We start from the raw sequence: 9,753 nt of genomic DNA, 5'->3' as shown, positions 1-9,753 counted from the left end.
GCACCGCAGGGAGCGAGTGAAACGAGCGACTGAGGAGCGCAGCGAGCGTGCGCCGTCTTCGCGACTGGGGCTTCGGAGTTGTTTCCCGCCGATCCGCGGTCGATTATTTATAAACCACTAACTGGAGCGCAGACGCCACAGAAAACGGAATCGACAGAACCGTTCTCGTATCACGCGTTCACGTGTGGCTCCCAGCCCTCCCAGCGCAACAGCGCCTCCGCCCGATCCGCGTCCGCCAGCAGGACGTTCTTCCGGTCCGGGAGGGTCTCGTCCGCGAACTCGTGGGGGAGCGCGAGCGTCCCGCTCGGCACGTCGTCGTCGCCGGCGACCGGGATGTGACCGGCGCCGACCTTCATCACGAGCGGCGCGTCGAGTCGCTCTACCCCCTCGCCGTCCGCGTAGAGCTGCTCGTTGACCTGCTCGTGGTCGGCCCGCCGGATGACGGCGCGGTCGCCGTCGTGGGGCTCGACGTACAGTTCCCCCAGATAGTAGCCGCTGGAAAATCGCTCGAACATGCTATGCGTGATAACCTCTGGCACGGTAGTATATAAGCGTTACCCGGCGCGTGAGTGACGTTGATAATCGACCGCCCCGCGACGGCCGTTAAAAAATCGGAGCCGGCCGGCCGGCCGTTACGCGCCGTCCGACCGCCGCGCGACCTCGTGACGGCCGAAGCCGTACCGGAGCCGGTTGGCGAGCCGTCGAGAGAAGCGACCCTCGTTCCGCGAGTCGAACCGCTCGGCGAGCGCCTGGTAGATGAGCGGGACGGGGACCTCCTGTTCGAGCGCCTCCTCGACCGTCCACGTGCCGGTCGATCCGCCGGCGACGCGGTCGGCGACGTCGCCCAAGTCGGACCCCTCCTCGCGGAACGCCTCCTCGCACAGCTCCAGGAGCCACGACCGGATGACGGCGCCGTTGTTCCACGTCCGAGCGACCGACTCCATGTCGAGGTCGTACCGCCCCTCGGCGAGCAGCTCGAACCCCTCGCCGTACGCCTGCATCAGCGCGTACTCCACGCCGTTGTGGACCATCTTCACGTAGTGGCCCGACCCCGACTCGCCCATCCGGTCGTGGCCGTCCGGCCCGGTCGCGACCGCGTCGAAGACGGGGACGAGCGCCTCGTAGGCCCACTCCGGGCCGCCGATCATCAGCGAGAAGCCCGCCTCGGCGCTGGCGGGGCCGCCGGACGTGCCGCAGTCGAGGTAGGCGGCGTCCGTCTCCTCGGCGCGCCGGACCGACTCGTGGAACCGGGAGTTGCCGCCGTCGACGACCACGTCGTCGCCGTCGAGGTGCGGCTCCAGGTCCGCGAGGGTGGCGTCGACCGCGTCGCCGGCGGGCACCATCAGCCAGATCCGCTTCTCCTCGCCGAGCCGGTCGCAGAGGTCGGCGACCGAGTCCGCGGGCGTCGCGCCCGCCTCCGCCGCCGTCGCGGTCGCCTCCGCCGAGAGGTCGAACGCGACCACGTCGTGACCCGCCGCCAGCGACCGGTTCACGACGATCTGCCCCATCCGCCCGAGTCCGATGACGCCGAGTTCCATGCGCGAGGGGTGGCGACCGCCCGCCGTAGTGGTTCCGGTTCGGCGGCCGCCCGGCGCCGCGAGCCGACCCGCGCGACCCCCCAAACCGTTTTGCTCGCCGGCCGAGAGCCGCGCACATGGGACGCGTTACCGAGAACGAGCTCGACTGGACGGAGACGGACCGCGGCGAGACCCGGTTCCGGCGGAAGCAGCTCGCCGAGGCGGCCGGCGGCGAGGGGATCGGCTGTAGCCTCTACGAGCTCCCCGCCGGGGCGAAGTCGTGGCCGTACCACTACCACGCCGCCAACGAGGAGGCGCTCTACGTCCTCGCGGGGGAGGCGACCCTCCGGCACGGCGGCGAGACGGAAGCGATCGAGGCGGGCGACTACGTCGCGTTCGCGGCCGACGAGTCCGGCGCGCACCGCGTCGTCAACGATAGCGACGAGCCGGTGCGGTACCTCGCGCTGTCGACGATGACCGAGCCCGACGTGACGGTGTATCCCGATTCCGGTACATTCGGGGTCTACGTCGGCTCGCCCCCGGGCGGCCGCGAGGAGCGCTCGTTTGAGGGGTACTACGAGACCGACGGCGACGTCGACTACTGGGAGATGTGAGCGGTGCTCGACCGACGAAGCGGCGTCGCCGCCGGTCGCTCGGGCGATCAGACGTTCTCCGCTCCGCTCTCGGCGGCCGCCTCGCGCTCGCCGAGGTGCGCTCGGAGCGCGTCGACGTCCTTGTTGCCCGCGCCGGTGTTCAGCAGGACGACGGTGTCGTCGGGGCCGAACTCCCCGGACTCCGCGAGCGCGAACGCCCCCGAGACGGCGGCCGCGCAGGTCGCGCCGACCTCCAGCCCCTCCGTCCGGGCGACGTCGACCGCGGCGTCGAGGATCTCCCGGTCCGTCGTCGCTACCGCCCCGCCGTCGGACTCCCTGACCGCGTCCAGGATCAGGTGACTCGCGCCCGGGTCCGGGATCGCGATCCCGTTACAGACCGTGTCGACCTCGTCGTCGGGGACGGGCTCGTGGCTGTCGGCGCCCGCCTCGTAGGCGTCGACGACGGGCGAGCAACCGGCCGCCTGCGCGGCGTACATCGGGACGAGCCCGTCGGTCCACCCCAGATCGCGGACCTCGCGGGCCGCCTTGTGCATCCCGACCAGCCCGACGCCGCCGCCGGTGGGGTAGACGACGCCGTCGGGCGCCTCCCAGTCGAGCTGCTCCAGGAGTTCTAACGCCATCGTCTTCTTCCCCTCGTGGCGGTACGGCGTGACGAACGTCTTCGTCGAGTACCAGTCGGGGTGGTCGTCCATCGCCTCGGCGTACGCGGCCCCGGCGTCGCCGATCTGAGAGTTCCCGTCCATCGGGCCGGCCACGGTGAGCTCCGCTCCGTGGACCTCCGTCATCGCCTTCTGCGTGAATCCCGCCCGCGACGGGAGGAACACGTGCGCGTCCAGGTCCGCCCGCGCGGCGTACGCGGCCGCCGCCTGCCCCGCGTTGCCGGCGCTGTTCAGCGCGACCGCCTCGGCGCCGTGCTGGTGCGCGGCCGTCATCGCGAGCGACTGCCCGCGGTCCTTGAACGTCCCCGTCGGGTTCGCGCCCTCGTCTTTCAGCAGGACCCGCCCGACGCCCATCGCGTCGGCGAGCGCGGGACACTCGACGAGCGGCGTCGCGCCCTCCCCGAGCGACACCGCGGTCTCCGGCGCGAACGGGAGCAGGTCCGCGTACCGCCACATCGACTCGAAGGGCCGCTCCGCGAGCGCCGCGGGCGCCAGGTCGATCCGGTCGTAGTCGTACGCGGGGTCCAAGATCCCGTCGCAGTCGGGACAGCGGTGGGTCGCCGTCGCCGCGTCGAACGTCTCCCCGCAGTCGACACACGAGAGTCCGGTGAACGCGTCCGTCGTCTCCATGTGGGGCCGGTCGGCCGCGCTCGACTTCGATGCACCGATCTCGACGATCTCGGGCCGCCGACCGACTACTTAAGATCGAAACGAATGAAGGGACACCGGGAGGGAGCGAGGCGCCGTACCGTCAGACGAATGTCAAGAAACGACGGCACGAAGGCCGCCGCGAGGCGAAACCGATGAGCCGGACGCGACTGCGGCTCGACCTCCCCGCCGACTCCTGGCTCGGCGAGGCCTCCCGCTCCGCCCCCGACGCGTCGCTCCGGGTCACGGGGACCGTGGCGGGGGACGAGGGCGACGTCACCGGGCTGGCGGCGACGGGGATCGGCCGCGTCGAGGCCGTCGAGGCCCTCCGCGGTCACGACCGCGTGGACGACGCCGATATCGTCGGAGAGAGCGAGGCGGAGACGGTCGCCCGCGTGGCCGCCCCGCCCCCGTCGTACGTCGCCGCCGCCGCCGGGCCGGCGGTTCCCGATCGAGTCGCCGGGTCGAGGTCGCGACGGCGCGCGCGACCCTCGCGGTGGTCGACGATCGCGAGCGGCTCTCGGCGTTCGGGCGCCGGCTCGCGGCCGCGGGCGCGACCGTCGAGTCGACCGGCGATGACGAGCCGACCCCGGTCCTCACCGAGACGCAGCGCGACCTCGTCCGCGCCGCCGTCGAGGCGGGGTACTACGACACGCCGCGGGAGTGCACGCTCACCGAGCTCGCCGCCGACCGCGACATCGCCAAGTCGACCTGTAGCGAGACGCTCCATCGCGCCGAGGGGCAGGTGTTACGACGGTTCGTGGAGAAGGGGCCGCCGTTCGACGCCGACGGTCCCCGCTCCGGATCGGCGCTCCGGGCCCCCGGCTCGTCGATCGACGGGCTCGACGACGGGGGCGACGGCGACGCGGCCCGCGGCTCCGAGCGGACCGGCGTCCCGGTGACGGATCCGTAATCGGTCGACCCCCCGCCGCTCCCTCTCACTCGTCGTCGAGCGCCTGCCACGAGAGCCGCGGGTTCCGCGCGGCCGAGACCTGATCGATGCGGCTCGCGGCCGTCCGGTTCGGAGCCGCGTCGAGCGCCTCGTCGGTGTCGGCGTACGCGAGGTTGAACGCCTCGGCGAGGTCGTCGAGCGAGGACTGCCCCTCGATCTCGGTCGGCTCCGTCAGCATCGCCTCCGGGACCATCTCCGGCCACTTCGTCGTCGGCGGGTGGACGCCGAAGTCGAGCATGCGCTTGGCGACGTCGGCGGCGTCGCGCTCGCCGGGCGTCGCCGCGAACTCGTGGTGGAAGGGGCCGTGCGGCACGTCCAGGTCGATCCGCTCGGCGAGGTAGTTCGCGTTCAACACGGCGTTCGCGGACGCGTCCGAGAGCCCCTCGTCGCCGAGTCGGGCGACGTACGCGTACGCCTTGATCAGGACGAGCCAGTTGCCGGTGAAGCCGTGGACCTTCCCGATGGTGTTGGCGGGTTCGAAGCGCTCGTACCTGCTGGCGTTCTCGTTCTCGCGGACCTGCGGCGTGGGGAGGAACTCGGCCAACTCGTCGACGACGCCGACCGGGCCGGCGCCCGGGCCGCCGCCGCCGTGGGGGGTCGCGAACGTCTTGTGGACGTTGTAATGCATCACGTCGAACCCCATGTCGCCGGGTCGACCGCGGCCGAGCAGGGCGTTGAGGTTCGCGCCGTCGTAGTAGAGCAGCCCGCCCGCGTCGTGGACGATCTCGGCGATCTCCGTGATGTCGCGCTCGAAGAGCCCCACCGTGTTCGGGTTGGTCAACATGAGCGCCGCCGTGTCGTCGCCGACGGCCGCATCCAGCGCCTCGACGTCGACCCGCCCGTCGTCGCCGGAGGGAAGCTCGACCACGTCGTAGCCGGCGGTCGCGGCGGTCGCGAAGTTCGTCCCGTGCGCCGATGCCGGGATCACGACCTCTGAGCGGTCGTTGCCGTGGTGCTCGTGGTACGCCTTCGCGACGAGGATACCGGTGAGCTCGCCGGCCGCGCCCGCCGGCGGCTGGAGCGTCACGGCGTCCATCCCGCCGATCTCGGCGAGGAGCTCCTGGAGCCGGTACTGGAGCTCGAGGTTCCCCTGCGTCGACCGCTCGGAGCGGTCCGGGTGGACCGCCGCGTTCGGGTCGGCCGCGACGTCCTCGGTGAACTTCGGGTTGTACTTCATCGTGCAGCTCCCGAGCGGGTACGGGCCGGAGTCGATCGCCCAGTTCATCTGCGACAGGCGGGTGTAGTGGCGGGCGATCTCCGGCTCGGAGGGCGCGGGGAGCGTGAGCTCGTCCCGCGTCAGGTCGTCCGGGAGCGGCGAATCCGCGGTCACGTCGACGGTCGCCTCTCCCTTCTCCGAGAGCAGCGGTTCCCGGACGTCCTCGTCGTCCCGGTCGTAGCTGGCCTGGTCGTGGATCACTCAGATCACCTCCTCGAACGCCGCGACGAGGTCGTCCGTCCGGGCCGCGTTCAGGTCGGTCACGCACACCTGCAGGAGATGCTCGTCGACGACGTGGACCGCGAAGCCCTCGGCCTCCAGGTCCTCGGCGATCGCCGCGGCCGGCTGGTCGACGCGCACGGCGAACTCCCGGACGTGGTGGCGGTCGTGGACCGGCGCGACGGCGCCGTTCAGCCCGTCGATCCGGTCGGCGAGCGCCGCCGACTCGCGGACGCAGTCGTTCGCGAGGTCGACGAGGCCGTCCGGCCCGAGCACCGCCGCGTGGATCGCCGCCCGGAGCGCGACCCACGCCTGGTTCGTGCAGATGTTGGAGGTCGCCCGCTCCTTCCGGATGTGCTGTTCGCGGGTCTGGAGCGTGAGCGTGAACGCGCGGTCGCCGCCGGCGTCCTCGCTCGCGCCGACGAGCCGCCCCGGCACCTGCCGGAGGAACTCGTCGCTGCAGGCGAAGATCCCGAGCCCCATCCCGTAGGCGGTCGGGAGCCCGAGCGCGTCCGCCTCGCCGACGACGACGTCCGCGCCGACGCTCGCCGGCTCCTCGAGGACCGCGAGCGAGACGACGTCCGAGCCGAGGACGAACAGCGCGTCGGCGTCGGCCGCGAGGTCGCCGACCGCCGCGAGCCGTTCCTCGATACAACCGCGGACCGTCGGGTTCTCGGCGTACACCATGACGACGTCGTCGCCGACGCGCTCGGCGAGGGCGTCGACGTCGGCGTTGCCGTCGGCCATCGGGTACGGCTCGATAGCGAGGTCGGCGCCGGCGCAGTAGTTCGCGAGCACCTCGCGTTTCCCCTCGCGGAGCTGCTCCGGGACGAGGACGGTGTCGCCCGAGGTCGACCGGACCCGGTCCGCGAGCGTCGCCGCCTCGCCGAGCGCGGTCGCGGCGTCGTACATCGAGCAGTTCGCGACCGGGAGCCCGGTGAGCTCCACCAGCATCGACTGGTACTCGAACAGTGCCTGGAGGAACCCCTGCGAGATCTCGGGCTGGTACTGGGTGTAGCTCGTGAGGAACTCCGCGCGGTCCGAGAGGTGGTCGACGACGCTCGGGACGTAGTGGCCGTAGTGGCCGCGCCCGAGGAACTCCGTCAGGTCGTCGTTCCGACCGAAGATCCGCGAACACTCCGCGCGGATCTCCCGCTCCGTGCGCGGCTCGATCCCGAGATCGCCGTCGAAGGCGACGTCGTCCGGGATGTCGAACAGCGCCTCCTCGTCTTCGGCGCCGATCGCCGAGAGCATCGCCGCCGTCTCCTCGTCCGTGTGCGGCGCGTACGGAGTGCCGCTCGTTCCGCTCATCGGTCCGATCCCCCGCGTCGGCCCGCCGCGCGTCGGCTCGCTCCCGTACGTCGGTCCGCTCCCGCGCGCCCGCCGTCGCTCTGTCGTCCGGTACCGGATCGTCCGTCGAAGGGTGAGGTTCTCATTGTCGTGTGTCCGCTGGCGAGTCCCGCTCTGTCCGTTCCGCCGTCCGGTTCGCTACGCGATCTGCGCGTCGTACTCGTCGGCGTCGAGGAGCCCCTCGGCGTCGCCGCCGTCGACCGCGTCGATCTCGATCATCCACCCGTCGCCGTACGGGTCCTCGTTGACGAGCTCCGGGCGGTCGAACAGGTCCTCGTTGACGGCGACGACCTCGCCCGAGACGGGGGCGTACAGGTCCGAGACGGCCTTGATCGACTCGACGACGCCGAACGGCTCGCCCCCGGTGACCTCGTCGCCGACCTCCGGCAGTTCGACGAAGACGACGTCGCCGAGCTCGTCCTGCGCGAAGTCGGAGACGCCGACGCGGACGCTGTCGCCGCCGGTCGTGGTCCACTCGTGCGATTCCAGATACCGTAACTCGTCGGGAACTTCGAAGCTCATTGGTGAAAGGGGTCGTCGTGGGACACTCGGTCCGACCCGCACGTCCGCGCCGTGCGGTCGCGGCTGGCCCGCCCCCGGGAGACGCCGACCGGCGGGATCCGCGGTCGAGAAGTGGTCCACGAAACGTGTGGTTCTCCCTTCCCGCGAGGGGAAATAAAAGGTATGTTCGCGGCCACCGCGCCGGCTTCTCGCCGCTCCGCTCGTCCGCAACGCGGGGAGGCGCGGCGGATCGCGACCGCCGAGGCCCCGCCGTTCACGACCACCGGTCGAGTCCGGTCTGGACCTGCGACTCCCTGATGCGTTCGAACCCGCGCTCGACCTCGTCGGCCGCGACGCCCCACTCGTCGACGACGTAGGTGCGGGCGGCCTCCACGTCGGGGTTCACGTCGGCGTCGACGGCGACGTCGGCCGCCGGCGGGTCCATGAACAGCTCGCGGATCTCCGCGGCGTTCGGGATCTCGGCGCCGCGCGCGTCGAGGACGCCCCAGAGGTCGCCGTGCTCCTTCACCGCCGTCACGGCCGGTCTTCGGCCCCACGCCGTGAACGCCCTCGTTGAAGTCGGTGCCGCACAGCATGGCGACATCGATCAGCCCCTGCCGGTCCAGTTCGAGTTCGTCGAGCGTCGCCGCGAGCTCCATCAGTTCCGGATCGCCCTTGCTCGTGAGCTGTCGGAGCGTCGTCGGGGCGCCGAACAGCAGCGTGTCGTAATCCTCGCTTCCGGCGTGGTCGACGGTCCCGGTCGCCGCCATGCGCGCGCACTGGGCCTCCCCCTCGGCCGGGGCCTCGACGACCGGCACATCGAGCAGGCGTAACAGCTCGCGCGTCGTCTCCTGAATCGTGTCCGTAAGCCGCTGGGTGCGGGCCTCCAGTCGGGCGGCCTCCACGGCGTCGCCGCGCTCCTCGGCCGCCGCTCGCCGGTCCTCGGCCCGCTCGCGCTTCTCGCGTCGGTCCGCGACCTCGTCGGCCTTCAGGTCGGTGACGGCGCCGTCGAACACCATCACCGGGATCAGGTCGTGTTCGAAGAACTTCGGGAGCCCCTGGACGACGCCGATGAGGTTCGCGACCTCGACGCCGTCGGCGGTGGTGTACTTCTCGTCGGCCGTCCACTTGACGGTCGTCGTGAGGTACCGGTACAGCCAGTTGTGCGCGTCGACGGCGACGACGCTCCCCTCGATCTCCTCGAAGGCGACGTCCCGGATCGCCGCGAGGTCGCGTAAGTCCGCGTTTCCCATCGATCGATCCCTCGACGCCGCGGCTCTTAAACCATCGACTCGCGGACCGACCCCCGGCCGGTTCGCCTCCCCGCGCTGCCGCCTTGTGGGGCGTTTATGTGCGTCACTCGACTACGTCTCGGTAGGGAATGGTCTCGCCGTTCGAGGTGTTGGGAATCGACGAGGAAGCCGACGAGGCCGCGATCGAGCGCGCCTACCGCGACCGGGTGAAGGAGGCGCACCCGGACCGAGGCGGGACGCTCGAGGAGTTCCAACTCGTCAGGCGCGCCTATCGGGAGCTCGACGAGCGGGAGCGGAACGGAAACGGGGACGACGGTGCGGTCGCCGCCGCCGACGTCGACCTGACCGACGAGGAGGGCGACGCCGCCGAGGTGGAGCCGGCCCGCGTCGAGTTCCTCGATTACGACGCGCTCGCCGACTACGGCTGGTCGCTCGACGACGACGACCTCTTCCGGCGGGCGTCGCACGCCGACCTCGGCGCGGCCGAGCACGGACGCCTGCTCGTCCAGCCGGACGAGAGCCTGTTAGAGGCGGCGGAGAACCGCGGGTTCGAGTGGCCGTTCTCCTGTCGCGGCGGCGCCTGCGCGAACTGCGCGGTGTACCTCGTCGAGGGGGAGCTCTCGCAGCCGGCGAACCACATCATGCCCGACGAGCTCGCCGAGCGGGGGTTCCGGCTCTCGTGTAACGGCTACCCGCTGAGCGACGAGCTGAAGGTCGTTTTCAACGTGAAACACCTCTCCGAGCTCGACGATCTCATCCTCCCGCCGGGACCGTTCACGCGGCGGTGAGTGCGCTCGCCGAGCGCGACCGGGACGGTGCCCCGC

The 9,753-nt window shown here is 71.5% G+C and carries 9 protein-coding genes and 1 pseudogene; 3 read left to right on the top strand and 7 right to left on the bottom strand.

Annotated features, from left to right (window positions below):
* Positions 1 to 170: 170 nt before the first annotated feature.
* Entirely contained in the window at positions 171 to 515 is a 345-nt protein-coding gene (locus DJ82_RS05420; protein ID WP_094581249.1) for a DUF5802 family protein, read from the bottom strand.
* Positions 516 to 632: 117 nt separating this feature from the next.
* Entirely contained in the window at positions 633 to 1,538 is a 906-nt protein-coding gene (gene gnd, locus DJ82_RS05415; RefSeq protein WP_094581248.1) for a phosphogluconate dehydrogenase (NAD(+)-dependent, decarboxylating), read from the bottom strand.
* Between the two features lie 116 nt (positions 1,539 to 1,654).
* On the opposite strand from gnd, the gene DJ82_RS05410 reads away from it, so the two are divergent.
* Positions 1,655 to 2,131: a cupin domain-containing protein gene (locus DJ82_RS05410; RefSeq protein ID WP_094581247.1), complete on the top strand. Its 477-nt coding sequence runs from the start codon at positions 1,655 to 1,657 to the stop codon at positions 2,129 to 2,131.
* Between the two features lie 47 nt (positions 2,132 to 2,178).
* Here DJ82_RS05410 and DJ82_RS05405 read toward each other — a convergent pair whose 3' ends face one another.
* A complete protein-coding gene (locus DJ82_RS05405; protein WP_094581246.1) occupies positions 2,179 to 3,420 on the bottom strand; it encodes a threonine synthase in 1,242 nt (413 codons plus the stop codon).
* A 514-nt stretch (positions 3,421 to 3,934) separates the two neighbouring features.
* Between DJ82_RS05405 and DJ82_RS15220 the strand changes: the two genes are divergently transcribed.
* On the top strand, positions 3,935 to 4,351 hold the full coding sequence (locus DJ82_RS15220) for a helix-turn-helix domain-containing protein (protein WP_241881432.1): 417 nt from the start codon (positions 3,935 to 3,937) through the stop codon (positions 4,349 to 4,351).
* 25 nt (positions 4,352 to 4,376) lie between these two features.
* Here DJ82_RS15220 and gcvPB read toward each other — a convergent pair whose 3' ends face one another.
* The 4 genes and pseudogenes from gcvPB to fen all read right to left on the bottom strand — a co-directional run bounded on the left by gcvPB (position 4,377) and on the right by fen (position 8,929).
* Positions 4,377 to 5,807: an aminomethyl-transferring glycine dehydrogenase subunit GcvPB gene (gcvPB, locus tag DJ82_RS05395; RefSeq protein WP_094581245.1), complete on the bottom strand. Its 1,431-nt coding sequence runs from the start codon at positions 5,805 to 5,807 to the stop codon at positions 4,377 to 4,379.
* On the bottom strand, positions 5,808 to 7,136 hold the full coding sequence (gene gcvPA / locus DJ82_RS05390) for an aminomethyl-transferring glycine dehydrogenase subunit GcvPA (RefSeq protein WP_094557346.1): 1,329 nt from the start codon (positions 7,134 to 7,136) through the stop codon (positions 5,808 to 5,810).
* A gap of 177 nt (positions 7,137 to 7,313) precedes the next feature.
* Positions 7,314 to 7,697, bottom strand: a complete 384-nt coding sequence (gene gcvH / locus DJ82_RS05385) for a glycine cleavage system protein GcvH (protein WP_094522661.1) — start codon at positions 7,695 to 7,697, stop codon at positions 7,314 to 7,316.
* A gap of 253 nt (positions 7,698 to 7,950) precedes the next feature.
* Positions 7,951 to 8,929: pseudogene (gene fen, locus DJ82_RS05380) on the bottom strand (flap endonuclease-1).
* Between the two features lie 128 nt (positions 8,930 to 9,057).
* On the opposite strand from fen, the gene fer reads away from it, so the two are divergent.
* Complete coding sequence (fer, locus tag DJ82_RS05375) at positions 9,058 to 9,717, top strand: ferredoxin Fer (RefSeq protein ID WP_094581244.1); 660 nt, start codon at positions 9,058 to 9,060, stop codon at positions 9,715 to 9,717.
* Positions 9,718 to 9,753 lie beyond the last annotated feature (36 nt).

The organism is Halorubrum sp. Ib24 (assembly GCF_002252745.1).
Classification (GTDB): domain Archaea; phylum Halobacteriota; class Halobacteria; order Halobacteriales; family Haloferacaceae; genus Halorubrum.
Note: the sequence above shows the minus strand (reverse complement) of the source record. Positions and strands in the feature narration are given on the sequence as shown.